Consider the following 17173-nt stretch of genomic DNA (forward strand, 5'->3'; position numbering starts at 1 on the left):
GTAAGTCCAGATGTTGGCTATCGCTTGAGTGATATTGACTACGGGGCCGGATTCATAAGTGTAGTCTGTTCAGTACCCCAGCTCTGTGCTTGCATTGCGCGAGATCAGCCCGAAGTACCCCGCTTCTCCAATCGCCCCTGCGGCGGTGTCCAAATAGTTAAAGATCTGCACCCCGTCAACCTTCAGGATCAGGCGCACACCCCCGGATTCTTGAAAAGCGCCAAGCTGAACGCGGCTCTGCTCCCCGAAGGTGATGGCGGTATTCGGAATGGCCGGCCCGCCCAGGCTGGTCAGGCCGTCAATTGTGCCATAAATCACGGTCCGCACCCCTTCGTTGAAGCGGTGCAGCTCAATACCCGATGTCCCTATAACGACCAGGTACATACTACCTGTACTATAGCTCAGCTCCTTGCTCTGGTTGTTAAGCATCGGGGCATACCAGTTGGACGAGGCCGCGCTGTCATTGATCTTCATATTGAAATCCAGCAGCTCATTCTGGTACTTGCGGTTCTGGTAAATGATATGGCCTCCGGGAGCGCGCAGGGTCAGTGTGTCTGCTCCGGTCTCCTTCAGCCCGTTGGCGGTGGCCGATACATACCAGCCGTCCGGGTCCTGCAATTCCGCCATCAGGGTATGGTCGTAGGTGCTGGTCTCATTCCATACCTTAACCTCATATTGCCCCTGCGTCACCGTGCCCAGATAACCAGCCGAGAGCGTCAGCGTGGCTGTTCCGGTCTGATGCGCCGTTAACAGGCCGTTACTGCTGACACTAACAATGGAAGGGTCACTGCTGGTATAAGTGACCTCCTCCAGCTCCTCGCGGTTGCCGAACAGCGTCTCACCATACGGCTCCAGCTGCATATCCGCACCTTCATGGACATACGCCACATTGCCGTCATGTCCTTCCAGACGGACAGCGGCCAAGGTGTCTCCCACGAATACATCCGCTTGGAGTGTCCGCAGAATGGAGCCGTTAAGGATGCTTACGATAAGCTTCGTCCGCCCCTGGCTGAGTCCGGTCACCTCGCCCCCGCTACTGACCGAAGCCACGGCAGGATCAAGGATACTGTAATAGAAGCTGCTGGTTGCCTGGCCCAGCGGTCTGTCTTTGCCGTCCATGGCCTGAATGGACACCTGCTCACTTCCTCCGGCTGCCAGCTTGACCAGTGCCAGTCTCCAGCGGCTGACCTGTCCTTCCGCTGCCCCGGCATATTCCGGCTGGAGCCCGGCCTGGTCAATGATCGTCATAGCCGCCTGAGGCCACTCTGCATCCGGCTGGACCGTATTGTTCTCGAACAGGACCTTGCGCCCGTTGTTGGTATACCCGTCGGTGGTGGTATAGTTGTTCACGAAATCCACATCATGGATCGTCGGCACATACGCCATCGCCCAGCGGAGTGGTGAATGCCACAGCGGCGTATCCTTCAGGTCGATCACATTATGCTCAAATTTCCAGTAGGCGGAGCCTTCATCCGTATATAAGGCGGAGTTCCCGTCCATCTGGTTGCGGATGTAATTGCCGGTGACCAGATTTTTCTCAGCCGCTGTGGCTCCGGTAGGTCCAAGACTGTAGATGGCTCCCCCGTCACGCAAGCCCATTCCCATGAGATCATAGATCAGGTTATTCTGAATCTTCACGTTCCGGGTAGCGGCATCGAACAGCTTATCCCAGCCATAGCCGATATGCGTTCCGCTGTAGGGCAGATTGTACATTTCATTATGGCTGATGTCCATATCTACCGGATACCCCGCAGATACGGCGGATGCCGATTTGTAGTCGATGCCAATATCATGAATCACATTGTTCAGCACATCATTATTCTTCATCAGCAGCCTGTGGTCTGCCGGATGGTAGATATTCCGGTCCGCAGAATTCGGCTGCCCCACGTTCAGCGCACTGCCTGAGATATCGTAGAAGCGGTTGCCTTCCATTAAGCTGTTCTGAACGCCGTTCTGCATCCGCACCGCTGTAATGCCGAGCTTGGTGAACTCATTATTGCGGAAATTCACGGTATTAGCCAGCTCCAGCATCACTGCGGCATCGGTCAGCTCATCAGGGATGGACGGATAACGCAGATGGTTATTCTGCGAATCAGAATGTCCTGCTGCCGTACCCGGGCGGTTCCAGGTGGTATACATAAACTTCAGGCCTTCAAAATTCAGATTGCGCACCGGCTCATCAGCCGATATCCCGTACACGGTAGCAAGCTGCTCCAGCACCGGAACTACAACTTCAGCCGTGGATAGATCCTCCCAGGCGCGGGGTTTGTAGTACAACATACCTTCTACCCGGTTGTAGTACCATTCTCCAGGCTCATCCAGCAGCTCAAAAGCATTCTCGTAATACACGGGTACCGTTGCCGAAGTTAATCCCCGGTTGAAGACTGCGCTCCGGCCCGGCTCCTGGAGGCCGATCTGCGCTTTGCCGCCGGATGAAGCTATAGACTCCACCTTGATCCGGGAATTCGTCCACAGCTCGTTGAATACCATTTCCATATCGGTAATATTGCCCCACCCGGCCAGCTCTGTATTATCGGAGGTATAGCCGGTTGCCGTCTTCACCGGATTCACGAGCCCTGCGGCGCTCCGCGCCCGGACCGCGCGGATGCCGTCCACGAACAGCTGGCGTGTCATAAGGCCGGTACCGGCATTCGCCCGGTAGATGCCCTTGGCGCTGTCAAACACCATCCAGCCAGTGACGGACCGTCCGCCGCTGATGGAAGCCTGCTCCCCGGGGTAGCTGCGGTAAGTGACAAAATACCCGTTCGTCCCTGAATCCTCCGGTGTGAATTCCAGCGGCTCTGTCAGAGTATAGGTCCCTTCCCGCAGATTGACGATGATATCAGAGTCCATATCCTCATTCAGCAGGCGGACCGCTTCCTGAGCCCGGGCAACCGTCCGGAAGGGTGCAGCCTCCGTGCCGTTATTGCTGTCGTCCCCGCCAGGGGAGACATACAGCTCTTGGCCGGTTGTACGCCCAGTCACCGTAACGGAAGTCTCAGCGCGCACGCTACCGGTCTCATCCGTGACGAACACGGTCGTTGTTCCGGCGCTTACACCCGTCAGCTCTCCGTAGCTGTCAATCACGGCAATGCTCTCATCCTCCGTTCCCCACTGGATACCAGTATCCGTATTGTCCTCTGGCGTTAACGAGGCCTGTAACAGCACACGGGAGCCTGCGGGCACCGTCCGCTCCAGCGGAGCCAGCACGATGGCAGTGATCGGATCTTCATACACGGCTACCGTAGCTGTTACCGCCGGAAGCCCCTCATTCGGCTGTGCCGTCACCGTAGTAGCTCCCTGACTGATGCCTGTCACAAGACCGTTGCCATCCACTGTTGCCACCTCTGCATTGCCTGTAGACCAGACAGCGCTCTGATCCGTAGCATCCGCAGGGGTGAACTGGAGCGGCAAGGGCAGCTTGGCGCCTCTGCGCAGCTCATAAGCCGCCTGGGAGAAGGCTGCACTTACCGCCTGCTTGTATCCGCTTACAACAAAATTGTCAAAGCCTATCTTGCCTATGCTATCCTTGTAAAACCCTGTGTAGAAGGAGGTTAACGCGCCTCCCTCCGCCATCGGCTCCTTCGTCAGCAGACGGCTGCCGTCAATGGACAGATCGAAGGTATGGCTGCTGCTGTCGAGGGCCAGGCGTACCTCGTACCATACGCCTGCCGAGATCGGCAGCACGGAGGTCCAGGAGCCGGCGCCTTTTTTCATATAGCTGATCGCGCCATTGTTAATGGCGAACTTCGCCAGCGGAACAGCGCCGCTCTGCGGGGTGGGCAGGTAGATCACAGCTCCCGTCTGCTCTGCCCGGAACGAATAACTTAACATGCTTCTGTACGTAACATCGGTAACGGATCTGCTTATATTGTAGCTGCTTGCTGTTTTGGCTGCCTGATGAAGCTCCAGCAGCTTGCCGGCATAACCTTCCCAGGCCTGCACAGCCACGCTCACCCCCTGCGGCGGCGTCTTTATCGTCCATCCGGCCGGCTTCGCACCGGGACTATAAGATTCAAAGGTCTCCTCCAGCTTATAATTACTATCCGCCCGGGCCACAGAACCAAGGTCTGCCGGGAGCAGACCCATTAACAGAGCCATAATGATAGCGCATACAAAATATGGTTTCCGACTTGATTTTCTCATAATAGCCACCTTTCCGTATGGAAGCAAGAATGATAGTTGTATTGTGTACATTTAAAAACAGTGAACAGGAAGGTTTGCCGCTCCTAACTGTATTCTGTGCAACTAAATCTGGCCCGAATGGGTGAGAAACCGGGTACAGGCGGCAGTATAATTGCACGAAATACAGCTAAACTGCGATTCGGCGGTATATCGGACAATTTAGTTGTACAGAGTGCAATTAAGCATACCACTTGCCCCATAATCGGGACACGGCAAACCTTCAAGCATGCGATTGGTTATAGCGCCATGCATGTAACAACAGTGAACAGGAATGCTCACCGCTTGAACTGCGTGGTTACGGTGCGTATGGATCAACGGTAAGCTGAACCGGAGGCTGATTGCCTGCCGCCAGCACAATGTTCCGCACCCGGGCCCAAGGCTCCCGCGGCACCTCACGGTCTTCTCTCTCGGAGTCCTCGATCTGCACCGTATCCAGCAGCCTGCGGACATCGCCCGCTTCGGCAGCTTCGTCCAGACAGATCACCGCCCAGCCCGCTTCCAGGCGGGGCAACGCCAGAACGGTGCTGTCCCCGGAATAGAGGACCTGGCGGAGCCTGATCCTCCCTTCCTCCCGCACCACCGTGACAGGCAGTCCGGCGCGCGTCTCCGCCCCGGCGCCAATCCCCCTCAGCGCTGTGACCGCCACTGCACAGCCCGGATAATGCAGCACCAGCCATTCCCGGTCTCCGGCTGTATTCATTACACGCGCTATCTCTCCGTCATAGCGGTGGATAACCCATTCATCTGCAAGCTCCGCTGCCCGGTTATGCAGCCGGGTCATGCTGCGGACCACCAGCAGGGCATTCCCCTGCTGGGCCGAACGTGTCTCCACCTCCGGGTACAGCGGCTCCGCAAACAGTGCAGGCATTAGATAGGCCGTGCGGTAATCCTCCGCCGGATGTGTGCGCACGGCTGCGGAATCATCCACGTACCAGCGGAGATAGGACACCTGCTGGTCCCTTACGCTGAAGCTGACCGGGAAGCTCTGCCAGCCCAGCCCCCAGGCGGGATGCTGGTAGCTTCCGGGCATGACCGGGAAGCGGTTGATGCTGCCCAGGCGGGTATGCCGTCCGATCCAGGTATAAGAACGGGCGGCATCGAAGATCCGCTCCTCAAGAACCCTAGGCACCGGCTGCGCAGACGGAAAGTCTTTTCCTTGAAGGAAATCTTCCTCGAACAGGAGCAGCGTCGCCGCATCATTAAGCGAGAATGTCTGCTCTGCCAGACGGCCCAGCCCTGTCACCCCCGCAATCGGCCACAGCAGACTCAGCCGCTTCGTCTCTCCCCGGAAGTTATAGCTGCGGATAGACGGAACCAGCTCCTCCCCGTCATGGAAGACAAGAATGTTCTTCAGTGTCTCCATCCGTTCTGACAGCCGTCCGGCCAGCTCCCGGTCATGCTGCTGAAGTACAGAACCGGCAATCCTCAGCGCGTTCATCATCACCCCTTGATAGACCAGGCTGATGTTCTCCCCCCAGCCCCAGCCCCGGCGGACCGTATATTCTTCCCATCTGCGGAAGTATCCGGTTGCGGTCTCCAGATACGCAGGCTCCTCCAGGAAGTGGGCGATGGCCAGCAGCATCGCGCCGTCGCTCATCGTCTTGTTCGGGTAGAACAGCTCCGGTGCCCGGCACTCCTTAGAGAACCAGGCCGCCGCATGGCTGAACATCCGCCGGATCACCTCTAGGTGACTTGCCGGCAATACACCGGGAGCACAGAGGCGTACAACGACAAGCGGCATGAGGATGAAGAATGCCGCATTGGAATCCTGAATCACGCTCTCCTCCCGGTACCAGAGGAACCCTCCGTAATCCTGGTGCTCGGGGTCAGTAAACTGCAGCCCGGCAATGGCTTCAAGCATCTCCAGCCCGGCCTGTTCATCCAGCCGGCCCAGCAATGTGCCGTAAGCATAATACCCCGCCGAGAACCGGGCTTCGTGGCAGTACGGCAGCTTGGAGACCTGCCGGGTATGACCCGGCCAGTCGTAGCGGACCAGCCCCTCCTCGACTACAATATCCTCCGAGGCAGCCGCATAGCTCTGCTCCAGAATCTCTCTGACCTGATTATTCAACTCCGCCCGCCCCCTATGCTGGAATTCACCAATTACTCAGCCGCGCTCAGCTGCTTGCCCATCTCATAAATATCCTTCAGCATGATAGCATCCGCTTTATTGTCCTGATACCAGGTTGCATAGAACTCATCGACCTTGGTTCCGCCGGCCTTCTCCCAGACTCTCTTGGCTTCCTCAATGAACTGGTCCACCGAAGCCGGATCGGGGCTGACGATGGCCTGCATGGCCCGGTCAAGGATCGTCTTATTCGCATTGGTGTTGATCTGGGTCAGATCCTGCGGCAGCAGCGGCAGGAAGGCTTTTTGCGTAATGCCGACAATCGGGCGGTCCGGGTTCATGTACAGCTTCTCGGCCATTTCATAGATTGCGATGAAATCCTGTTCAGCCGGTGTAGGGTTCACCTTGTTCTTCAGCCCGTAATTCTTGCCGATCAGCGGAGTGAGCATCCCCATATCACGGTTGTACTCCAGCTCCTTCTTGTTTTTCTCCGGATCAATCACCTCAGCCCGGCCGTCGGCGGTTTTGTTGTAATGCACGCCTTCAATACCGTTCTGAATCGTGGTGGTGTATTTCTCTGTAACCATGAAATCAATCATCTTCATCACGGATTCCGGGTCTTTGGCCGCTGCATTCACCATGCCGGTCATCTGGATCGGAGAGGTCAGCGTCGGGCTGAACTGGCCGAATGCTGTCGTCGGCAAGGCAATCGGAATCACCTCGGCCTCAGGGGAGTTCTTCTTCAGCGTCTCATAAGTACTGACATCGGCACCGTTGCCGCCGTAAATCCCCAGCTTGCCGGAGATCCAGTCCTGCTTCTGCTTCTCGCCGTTCTTATCCGTGACGAAATCCTTATCCACCACACCCGCTGCATACAGCTCCTTCTGGAAGGAGATTGCCGCCTTGATCCGGTCCCAGTCATGTACAACCTTGTCATTCTCCAGTACCCAAGGATATTGGTCTTCGCCGAACAGCGTAAATCCGGTGCCGAACATGTTGTTCAGAATAATTCCGGCTACAAAGCTGAGTCCGGTTCCCTGCGTATCCGCTTTGCCGTTGCCGTCCGGGTCCTGCTCAGTGAACGCTTTTGCCACCTTCAGCAGCTCCTCCGGGGTAGTGGGAACCTCTAAGTTCAACTTTTTGAGCCAGTCATTGCGGATAAACAGGTAATGCTGCGGGCCGAACTGGATCGGACGCCCCACCGTGTACAGCTTGCCGTCCGCCATCGTGCCTGCCTTGCGCAGCGCCGGATACTTCTCCAGCATCGCCTTATATTCCGTACTGCTGCCCGCAATCAGGTCATCCAGCGGAAGGAGCTGCTTCTGGTTGTAGAGCTGCCCCTGGTAAGCGGTATCAAATTCAAAGATCAGGTCAGGGGCAGACTTCGACGCGAACAGCACATTGAACTTTTGCAGGGATTCAAAACGCGGAACCGTAACGTATTTGACGTTCACCGGCCCGTTCTCATTGACCCATTTCGTCCAGCGGTTATCGCTCATCGTCCCCTCTTCAGCCGGTACCGTGCCGCGGTCATACAAAGAGACGGTGATGGACCCGCGTTTCCCGGAGGCTCCTTCCTTGTTCGACTCTCCGCCCGGGGAAGCAGCATGATTGCCGCCGCAGCCTGTGACAGCGATAACGAGCATCAGGGTGGCTGCTCCGGCAGCGGTTTTTTGGCTAAGCCATAGTGGTTTGGACATATGAATGTGACCCTCCTAGAATGATGTTCTTGTAGTTACGGATATGAGCAGCAAGGATCAGCCTTTGATGGCCCCGATGGTTACGCCTTTGACAAAATACCGCTGCAGCAGCGGATACACAACCAGCATCGGAATGACCATCACCATAATCCCGGCGGCCTTGATGCCCTCCGGTGTAATATTGACGGCCTCCTGCGAGTTCATCGTATTCAGCTCCTGCAGGACAGACTGGCTCTTAACCATCTGCTGGATGAGCACCGTCAGATTGATTTTCTCCGGACTGTTCATATAGATCATTACATTGAAGAACGAATTCCAGTAATACACGCCGTAAAAGAGTCCGATCGTCGCCAGCACAGGCAGGGACAACGGCAGAATAATTCCTGCCAGCAGCCGCCATTCGCCGGAGCCGTCAATTCTGGCCGCTTCCACCAGCTCCTCCGGTATGTTCTCGAAAAAAGACCGCATGATCATCATATTATAAGTGCTGACCAGAGCGGGCAGCCATAGTGCCGCGTAGGAATCCACCAGCCCGAGACTGCTGACCACAAGATAGGTCGGGATGAGGCCGCCTGTGAACAGCATCGTGAACACAATCGCCAGGGTCAGCGTGCGTCTTCCGTAGAAGTCACGGCGGGACAAGGGATAGGCGGCGAAGATCGTGAACAGCATGCTGGCCGCCACACCGACCAGAGTAATCAGGAGACTGTTGCCAAAAGCACGCACCACCGGCGTTCCCTCGAACAGCATGGTATACGAGCTGATGGTGAACTCCACCGGCCATAACGTGACAAAACCGGAGAGTACGGCATCCTTGCCGCTGAGGGACAGGGAGGCCAGATGGAGCAGCGGCAGCAGACACAGAATGCCTGCGAGCGTCAGCAGCAGATAATTGAAGCCGTAGAATACCTTTTCACCTTTTGTACTTTGCATAGTGTCCTCCTGTTACCACAAGCCTTTATTGAAGCGCCGGGCAATGGCGTTGGAGATCAGCACCAGAGTCAGCGCTACGAGGGAATCGAACATGCCCAGTGCAGCGGTCAGGCTGAACTGCCCTCCCTGTAGTCCTATCGCGTAGATGTACGTACTTATAACCTCCGAGATCCCCGATACAATCGAGTTCTGCAGCACGTATACATGGTCGAACCCTACCTCCATCACCCGTCCCATGGCGAGAATCAGCATGATGACGATGGTCGGACTGATCCCGGGCAAAGTGATGTTGCGGATCTGCTTCCATTTGCCCGCCCCGTCCATACTCGCCGCTTCATAGAGGCTGGGGTCAATGGACGTCAGTGCAGCCAGATAGATAATCGCATTGAAGCCCGCATCCTTCCAGATGCCCGAGCCGAGGAAGATGGATACCCAGGACCACTCCTCGAAGAGGAACGGAAACGGCTTGCCAAACAGCTTCTCCACCAGCACATTGGCGACCCCGGTCTGGGCAAAGATCGTCACCACCAGCCCTCCGACAATGACCCAGGAGAAGAAATACGGCAGGTACACTAACGTCTGAACGGATTTTTTGAAATATTTGTTACGGACTTCATTCAGCATAATCGCCAGGGCAATCGGGAACGGAAAGCTGACCAGCACTGACAATATACTAAGCACAAGCGTATTGCGGATAATCTCCACCGATTGTGCCTGGGTGAACAGATTGGTGAAATTGTCCATGCCGACCCACTGGCTGCCCCATACCCCCTCATAGAAGGTATAATTTTTGAAGGCAATGACCAGTCCCAGCATGGGCGTGTATTTGAAAATGATATAGAACGCGATAACCGGAACGAACATGACCCACAGCGGTAAATTGTTCTTGAACCGGCGGGTCTGCCAGAAGCGTTTACGTCTGCTGCCCGTCTGCCGGGGAGTGTCCATCCGCAGCACCGCTTCGCTGGCTGAATTCGCTTTCATCTCGGTGCCTCCTTTCGCTTGCCTGCCTTGCTTGTGATACCTGTTACTATTGATCTGAAATGGCCGTTTCATGTCCTCACCATAGCCGCTCCGGCCGGTTAGAGCAATATTCAGTTTACCTGTTAATCGCCGCAGAACCCTTATGCAGCCTGGGGTTAGAGGATTCTGCCCAGCTCCCGGGCCAGATTCTCCCCCATCCGGATATGTCCGTCATCCCCTGGATGAATCAGATCACAGGACAACCCGCTAAGGTCATCCAGCACCCGGTCTCCTTCAATCAGGTGCAGCTTGGGGTGGGACAGACGCTCTACATGGCTGCGCAGAATTTCGTTGAACCGGCTGTCCTTCTCCGCAATCCCGCTGCCGGGGAACATGGCAAAGTTGGGGTAGATCGTAATGACCGCCACCGGCTTCTCCGGATGCCCGCTTACCAGCCGGTCCAGCAGATAGCCGGTCCGCTCACGAAATTCATCCGCCGACAGGTGATCCCGCATATTTACGCCCAGCTCCAAGGTCATGAACGACCAGTCCTGCTGCGCCGCCAGATAATTGCTCATCTCCCGTTCACAGTGGCAGGAGCCGCTCATGCCCAGATTCAGCACATCGGCAGCCAGCCTTCTTGCCGCTTGGCCGATGTACGGCAGGCTGCTGTCCTCACCATAGGTGATGGAGGAGCCGTAAGCGATCCAGCGCTTCAGCGGGGTCTCCCCCTTCTGAGGCGGGCGGAGCGGATGGCCGAAGGTCTCGATGCCGCTGACCACGCAGGCATACCGTCCGAAGCAGATCCGCCATACCTCCGGCGCAAAGCCTGTGCCCATCAGCCGCTTGCGGTCAGCCATCGCCAGCCGCGGCGGCTCGCTTAACTGGAGCGTGCGGATCGTCCCCGCCTGAAGCTCATGCCTGGAATGGAACAGCCCGCCCTTGAACACGGTCACACAGCCATCCGTCTCCGGCAAAGACAGGGTTACCCGGATATTCGGGGCCGCTGTGACGAAACGAAGCTCGCAGCCGCCCGCTTCCCCGGCGATGAACCGGCCCCGCTCATTCAGATGCTCCCTGACGCTGCGGGGAACACGGCGCAGGTACACGCCATTCCCTGCAGCCGGCTCCAGCTCAGCGACGTTATGGAAGGTAATCCGGTCCAGGTCCGGCAGACCCTTGGTGCTGGTGGAATTGATGCTGGCGGAATTATACATGCTTCATCGCCTCCACCAGCAGCAGGAGGGTCATGGATTGCCCGTAGGGCATCGGGCAGACGGGGATCTCCCGGTAGTCCTGAAGCGTAGCGCCCATGCCCGTCCCGTAAGATACTCCCTGTACGATCCCTTCTTCGTCAATCTGCCCCAGCACATAGTGAAGAGCTGCCATGGCAGGCTGGCGGCAGCTCTCATCCAGCAGCCCCTGCCGCACCGCCTTCAACATGCCGTAAGCAAAAGCGGCGGTAGCCGAGGTCTCCAGATAGGAGCTGCTGTCGTCCAGCAGGGTATGCCACGCGCCCTCCGGCGCCTGGAGCTCCTTCAGCTTGCGCACCTGCCGCTCCAGTGAAGAGAGCAGGAAGCTGCTCACGCCCGGCGGCAGCTCCACCATCTCCAGATAATCCACCAGCCCCGCCGTATACCAGGAGTTGCCGCGCGCCCACAAGGCCCGGGCAAAGTGATGGCCCCCCTCGAAGGTCCATCCGTGGAAGAATAGTCCTGTGACAGGATCGGTAAGGTACTTGAGATGGACGAGAAACTGGCGGATACTCTCCTGGATGCACTCCTCCTCCTTCAGTACAATCCCCATCCGGGCTACGAACAGCACCGTCATATACAGGGTGTCGTCCCAGAGCTGCCCGGGATTCGGGCTGCCGGTAACCTCATGCTGAATGCCCGCTTCCTCTGTGCGGGGCATCTCATTCAGCACATAATCCAGCCATTCCCGGCACAGCTTCAGATAATCCGCGCGTCCGGTCTCCTCCGCCAGATAGCTCAAGGTCAGCATCGGGCACATCGTATTGACGTTTTTCACCGGAATACCCCCGTCAAGCTTGCTGTCGAACCAGCCGGTCAGGTAGTGCAGAATCTCCTGTTCCCCGGTTTCCCGGTAATAGCTGTATAAGGCAAATAATCCAACCCCCTGCGGCCATTCCCAGTTGTCCATCGAGATGATGCCAATGGGCGCCGTTTCCTGAATGGAGCCTCTCATATCCTTCATCCGCTCAATGACGCGGCCGATATGCCCTTCGAGTGCTGTTCGTGACACGGTCTTCATCATGTTCCCCCTTGTGAATGTCCTAACCAGGGCCTGTTGCTGCGCAGATACCCTGTTCGCCACCTCAGTGTAGTCAAGCGGCGCAATGCCGTCCATTAACAAGAATCTTGCTAATCGCTCTCTATTCTGGCATTGTTCTTGGTGGAGCCGTATTCAGTTGGAGGAGTACATGAGTAGAAGGAGTACATGCTCACGAACACTTTCTATATAGATTGGACCTGTAAATTTAATAATGGGAGAAGTGACTTAGAGGAGGCCGCAGACTGGCAGCGCCCGGAAGAGCAAGGCCTCTGCGGAGTCAGGAACAAATCCCGCATTATAAATTTCCAGTTCAATCTACATAAAGAGAAATCAGGGAGGGTAACAGGTAATGAGAATCAAGTTTGATCTTTTCCCCGGCGGTGTTGCTAAAGCGCTCACATTAAGCTGGGATGATGGAAGAATCCACGACAGACGTCTTGTGGAGATCCTTAACCGGCATGGGCTGAAGGGCTCCTTCCATTTGAATTCGGGGTTCTTCGGCAATGAAGGCTATATCACGGAAGACGAAGTGGCTGCGCTCTATGAGGGGCATGAGATTTCAGCACATACCAGCACTCATCCTTTCCTCTCCATGACTCCGCGTGAGGGCATCGCCGAAGAGATTCTGAAGGACCGCAGACATCTGGAGGCGATAGCGGGCTATCCCGTAAGGGGCATGTCCTATCCGTTCGGCAACTACAGTGATCAGGTGCTGAGCGTGCTTCCGGCGCTGGGGATTGAGTATTCACGCACAGTGAAGTCGCATGGCAGCTTCAGCCTGCCGGACAATCTGCTGGCTTGGCATCCTACCTGCCACCACAAGGAAATGCTGGACCTGGGCAAGAAGTTCCTGGAGGAGCAGCCCCGGTTCCCGCATATGCAGCTGCTGTATGTCTGGGGACACAGCTATGAATTCAACGACGATGACAACTGGGAGGAGCTGGAGCAGTTCGCCGCTATGATGGGCGGCCATGCAGAGATCTGGTATGCCACCAATATCGAGATCGTGGACTACCTGTCCGCTGTGCAAGGACTGCGCTTCTCGGCTTCGCAGGAGATGGTCTATAATCCGTCGGCAGTGGAGGTATGGATCTCCGTAGAGGGCGAAGCCTGCCGGATTCCCGGAGGGGCAACGGTACGGTTGGGTTAGAGAATGCTGGATTAGGGGACTGTTGGATTAGGAGGCTTGCTGGTCACGAAGGAGATTTGGTGCAGGATTTTGGCAACAGCAGCCAGTTAGTCTGAGGGCCTTAAGCAGGCATAATAAAACCCGATTCCGCCGCAGCCTGGATGGCTGGTCACGAAGAAGAAATGTTGTACTAATTGCAGCTTTGATTACCTACTCCCGGGCGTTTGAGTGGAATGTTGCACAAAATGCAGGAATTGGCTCGCTCCTCGGTTTGGGGGATGAGAAATGCTGCATTTCTTACAACAATCCTGAGTTAGAGCCGACTTAACGCGGGGAATGTTGTATTTAGTGCAGGATTTCGCTAGCAGCAGCCAGTTAGTCTGAAGGCCATAAGCAGGCACAATAAAACCCGATTCCGCCGCAGCCTAGATGGCTGGTGGAATCGGGTTATTGTTATAGTATAGGCGCGATGGGATCAGGGACAGCAGCCATCCTCTCCGGCAGCTACTGCCATCCTCCGGCGGCAGCGTCGGTATTGTCCTGCCGGGCGATCCAGGTCAGGCAGGCCGCCCGGAGCAGCGCTTCAGTCCGCAGGGCTGCGCTGCAAAAGATCCCGCTCATGCCGATCTCATACAGATCAGCCAGCGCGTACGCCGCCGGTGCCCCCGCGGCGAGCACTGCCGCCGCCGGCCGTGCCCGGCGCACGGCGGCCAGCACCTCAGCCGCCGCCGTGGCGAAGCCCTCGGCGGCGTTCTCCTCCGGCGCGGCTTCGCCGGCCGCGCCGTCCAGCACCAGGAAATCGGCGATGCGCGCGATTTCCCCCGCGGCAGCGCGCTCCACATCGGGGGCGAGAAGCGCCCCGATGCGGCACGCTGCCGCGTAAGCGTGGCCGAGGGTCTGCTCGGCCACGCCCTCGATGAATTCGCGCTGCGCCGCGAATTCGGCTCTGCTGGCGGGGTACGGCGCCAGCAGGTCTACGCGGCTGTCGCTGCCCAGCCGCTGGCTCTCCGCGACGGCGGCGAACAGCGCGTCAAGCTGCGCATCCTGCAGCGCGGCCAGCCTGGCCGGGGAGGCGGCGAGCTCCGGCGTATAGGGCAGAGCGACTGCGGCCCAGACGCCGTCCGCCGACTCCAGGAGGACGCCGGCGGCGGCCCGCAGCCGGTGATAGATCCGCTGCAGGATACGCTCAGCCTGCCCGTCTTCTGTGCATGACATCCAGCTCGAATAGAGCGCAGCAAGCTCCGGCTCCAGCAGCCATTCTTCTGCACGGATCAGACAAGGCCCGGCCGGGTAGATCCCCGGCTCCTCCCGGGGAGTTGAGCGTTCGCCCCTGCCATCGCGCAGCACCAAAAAAGGCTGGCGTTCCCCCGGACGGCGGAAATAAGTCCGGCTCATGTTCCCGTTACTCTTACGCTGATCCCTCTCGGCAAGAAATTCCGCGGCGGCGGAAGCTACAGATGCGGACTGGCTCATCTCCATGCCAATGGTCCGGTCGCCGGTACTATACTTGAACAGGCGCTCCTCTTGGTTTGGATCATCATTCTGCTGGCGTTCACCCTTCATCATCGCACCCACCTTTTTAACTTTGGATTACTGCCGCTGCGCTCCCCCGGAGGAGATGCTACCAGCATTTTACGAGGCTTCAATCTATAAATACTGGCAAAGGAGCTGAAATATGCAAACGGTATCAAATGAATATTACGGGTAACTGACAGCTACCTTGGTATTTACTTGTATGCAGTTAGTTGCTCAGTTTTGTCCGGTCAATGCACTTTCTGCAATAGATTCCGTAATATTCTGCGTTAAAATCCGTTCTGATGTATTCCATACAATAGATATTCTGCATACGGCCAAAAAACAGCGAGTCCCCTCAATTCTGATGTACGAACTGCAACAGATTCCATTTCGCGCCTGATTTAGAGTGTATCTGCTGTACGAAATACAATAGAACACCAACAGTCTAAGACCAACAATCCTAAACCAACAAACATAGACTACCTATGCGAAGCCTGAGGGCTTTATTTTGCAAAAAAGATACCTTTGTTGCTCGCCTGAGGGCTTTATTTTGCAAAAAAGATACCTTTGTTGCTCGCCTGCGGACTTAGTGGCCGTTATGGAGTCATGTGGAGTTGAAAATGGTGCAGAATGGGTTAGTTAAAAGCGCCAGAGTGCGAACGGCTGGCGGGAAGAGCACCTGGCTGAATGAACAACTCTCCAGTCCGCATGGATCACTGCAGTAGGGATAATGTGTGATTATGGGCGCAAACTTGGCGGCTTATGTGGATTTCTATGTATAAAGCGGAAACGGCTTTGCTGTCCTTTTAGGGACGGCACCGTTTCCGCGAGAAATAGAAGGAAGAATTATGGTGTGAAACCTATAAATGCTTATATTCAGCAAAAAACCACCGTATCATGCAGCAAAACTCTGCATAACACAGTGGCCGGTAATTTCACATCCTATGCTGCCAGAAGCAGGCTTCCGTGATGTGGTCGGTAATTTTTTCTCATCCTATGCTGTCAGGAGCTAGGTTTCCGGGATATGAGCTTAGCGGCATAGCCCGCTTCTGCTCTTCCCCTTAAGACTGCTGGCTGGCAGCGATTGCCTGCTCCAGATCATAGAGGATATCGTCAATGGATTCCGTACCGATGGACAAGCGCAGCAGTTCCGGATTAACACCGGCTGTCGCCTGCTCCTCCTCCGACAGCTGCTGGTGGGTCGTGCTGGCCGGATGGATGATCAGCGACTTGGAGTCACCGACGTTAGCCAGATGGGAGAACAGCTTCACATTCTCGATCAGCTTCACCCCTGCTGCTGCCCCGCCTTTGATGCCGAAGGTCAGGATTGCCCCTTGGCCCTTAGGCAGATATTTCTGCGCCAGCTCATAGGATGGATGACTCTGCAGTCCGGCATAACTTACCCACTCCACAGAATCATGCGCCTCCAGGTACTGGGCGACCTTGAGTGCATTCTGGCTATGGCGCTCCATACGCAAATGCAGCGTTTCGAGTCCCTGTAGCAGCATCCAGGAGTTGAACGGGGAGATGGCCGCGCCGAGGTCGCGAAGCAGTTGTACCCGTGCTTTGATGATATAGGCGATAGGGCCTACAGCTTCAGTGTAGACTACCCCGTGGTAGCTCGGGTCCGGTTCGGTAAGTCCGGGGAACCTTCCGCTGGCCTTCCAGTCGAACTTGCCGCCGTCCACAATGATCCCGCCGATGGAAGTGCCGTGGCCGCCGATGAATTTGGTTGCCGAATGCACTACAATGTCCGCACCATGTTCAATCGGACGCAGCAGATACGGGCTTGGGAAGGTATTATCCACAATCAGCGGAATTCCATGCTCATGGGCGATAGCCGCCACTGCTTCGATATCCAGTACATTCCCTTGCGGGTTGCCAATGGTCTCGGCGTACAGCGCTTTGGTCTTGTCCGTAATCGCTGCACGGAAGTTCTCCGGATTATCGGAATCCACAAACTTCACCTGAATCCCCAGCTTGGGCAACGTTGTAGAGAACAGATTATAAGTTCCGCCGTACAGACTTGCGGAGGATACAACCTCATCCCCAGCTCCGGCAATATTCAGAATAGAGAAGGAAATGGCCGCCATTCCGGAAGCCGTAGCCAGTGCCCCGGCCCCGCCCTCCAGCGCGGCAAGACGCTGCTCAAACACATCGGTGGTCGGATTCATCAGCCGGGTATAGATGTTGCCGAACTCCTTGAGCGCGAACAGATTAGCAGCATGCTCCGCATCCCGGAAACCGTAGGATGAAGTCTGATACAGCGGCACGGCACGGGCTAAAGTAGTTGGGTCAATCTCCTGGCCTGCATGAACGGCTAGGGTCTCAAATGACAGCTTGCGCTCTTCTGACATGGGTATTTCCTCCTCTAAAATCAATAAT

Annotated in this window: 10 protein-coding genes; 1 reads left to right on the top strand and 9 read right to left on the bottom strand. The window is 56.4% G+C overall.

What is annotated here, in order from left to right; all coding sequences use genetic code 11:
• Positions 1–69: 69 nt before the first annotated feature.
• The 7 genes from KDC22_RS28865 to bglB all read right to left on the bottom strand — a co-directional run bounded on the left by KDC22_RS28865 (position 70) and on the right by bglB (position 12126).
• Positions 70–4146 carry an Ig-like domain-containing protein gene (locus tag KDC22_RS28865; protein ID WP_211721180.1) on the bottom strand — a complete coding sequence of 1359 codons (4077 nt, stop codon included), beginning with the start codon at positions 4144–4146 and terminating at the stop codon, positions 70–72.
• Between the two features lie 334 nt (positions 4147–4480).
• A complete protein-coding gene (locus KDC22_RS28870; RefSeq protein WP_211721181.1) occupies positions 4481–6256 on the bottom strand; it encodes a hypothetical protein in 1776 nt (591 codons plus the stop codon).
• A gap of 32 nt (positions 6257–6288) precedes the next feature.
• Positions 6289–7953 (bottom strand): extracellular solute-binding protein, encoded by a 1665-nt coding sequence (locus KDC22_RS28875; RefSeq protein WP_211721182.1) that lies wholly within the window; start codon positions 7951–7953, stop codon positions 6289–6291.
• Positions 7954–8010: 57 nt separating this feature from the next.
• On the bottom strand, positions 8011–8886 hold the full coding sequence (locus KDC22_RS28880) for a carbohydrate ABC transporter permease (RefSeq protein ID WP_173138750.1): 876 nt from the start codon (positions 8884–8886) through the stop codon (positions 8011–8013).
• 12 nt (positions 8887–8898) lie between these two features.
• Positions 8899–9870 (bottom strand): ABC transporter permease, encoded by a 972-nt coding sequence (locus KDC22_RS28885; protein WP_211721183.1) that lies wholly within the window; start codon positions 9868–9870, stop codon positions 8899–8901.
• Between the two features lie 155 nt (positions 9871–10025).
• Positions 10026–11066 (bottom strand): SGNH/GDSL hydrolase family protein, encoded by a 1041-nt coding sequence (locus tag KDC22_RS28890; protein WP_211721184.1) that lies wholly within the window; start codon positions 11064–11066, stop codon positions 10026–10028.
• On the bottom strand, positions 11059–12126 hold the full coding sequence (gene bglB / locus KDC22_RS28895) for a beta-galactosidase BglB (protein WP_246553085.1): 1068 nt from the start codon (positions 12124–12126) through the stop codon (positions 11059–11061). The genes KDC22_RS28890 and bglB overlap by 8 nt, the downstream gene beginning before the upstream one ends.
• A 367-nt stretch (positions 12127–12493) precedes the next feature.
• On the opposite strand from bglB, the gene KDC22_RS28900 reads away from it, so the two are divergent.
• Complete coding sequence (locus tag KDC22_RS28900; RefSeq protein WP_211721185.1) at positions 12494–13294, top strand: polysaccharide deacetylase family protein; 801 nt, start codon at positions 12494–12496, stop codon at positions 13292–13294.
• Positions 13295–13777: 483 nt separating this feature from the next.
• On the opposite strand, the gene KDC22_RS28905 is transcribed toward KDC22_RS28900, so the two are convergent.
• Both KDC22_RS28905 and KDC22_RS28910 read right to left on the bottom strand, forming a co-directional pair.
• Entirely contained in the window at positions 13778–14839 is a 1062-nt protein-coding gene (locus tag KDC22_RS28905) for a hypothetical protein (RefSeq protein ID WP_211721186.1), read from the bottom strand.
• 1010 nt (positions 14840–15849) lie between these two features.
• Positions 15850–17145 carry a homocysteine synthase gene (locus tag KDC22_RS28910; RefSeq protein ID WP_211721187.1) on the bottom strand — a complete coding sequence of 432 codons (1296 nt, stop codon included), beginning with the start codon at positions 17143–17145 and terminating at the stop codon, positions 15850–15852.
• Positions 17146–17173: the final 28 nt, after the last annotated feature.

This window comes from Paenibacillus tritici (assembly GCF_018207515.1).
GTDB lineage: Bacteria > Bacillota > Bacilli > Paenibacillales > Paenibacillaceae > Paenibacillus_AQ > Paenibacillus_AQ tritici.